Annotated in this window: 1 protein-coding gene; it reads right to left on the bottom strand. The window is 60.4% G+C overall.

Annotated features, from left to right (window positions below):
* Window positions 1-39 precede the first annotated feature (39 nt).
* The coding region (locus EJI01_RS28520; protein ID WP_148112397.1) for an integrase core domain-containing protein at window positions 40-308 on the bottom strand (269 nt) is incomplete at its 5' end.

Consider the following 308-nt stretch of genomic DNA (forward strand, 5'->3'; position numbering starts at 1 on the left):
TGAATCGCCCCGGCTTTCATGGAGGCCGGTTGGTTTAAGTCAGACCGCCGCCGTGGCGGCCTGACTGGCGAGTTGCCGATAGTAGTTTGCCTCAGCCTCTGCAGGCGGGATGTAGCCGATAGGTTCGAGCAGTCGTTGGTGGTTGAACCAGGACACCCATTCCAGCGTTGCGAACTCCACCGCCTCCTTGGTCTTCCACGGTGCACGGCGATGGATCAACTCAGCTTTGTAGAGCCCGTTGATCGTCTCGGCCAGGGCGTTGTCATAGGAGTCGCCTTTGCTGCCCACTGACGGCTCGATGCCTGCCT

The sequence above is a fragment of the Variovorax sp. MHTC-1 genome (assembly GCF_003984645.1).
GTDB lineage: Bacteria > Pseudomonadota > Gammaproteobacteria > Burkholderiales > Burkholderiaceae_C > Variovorax.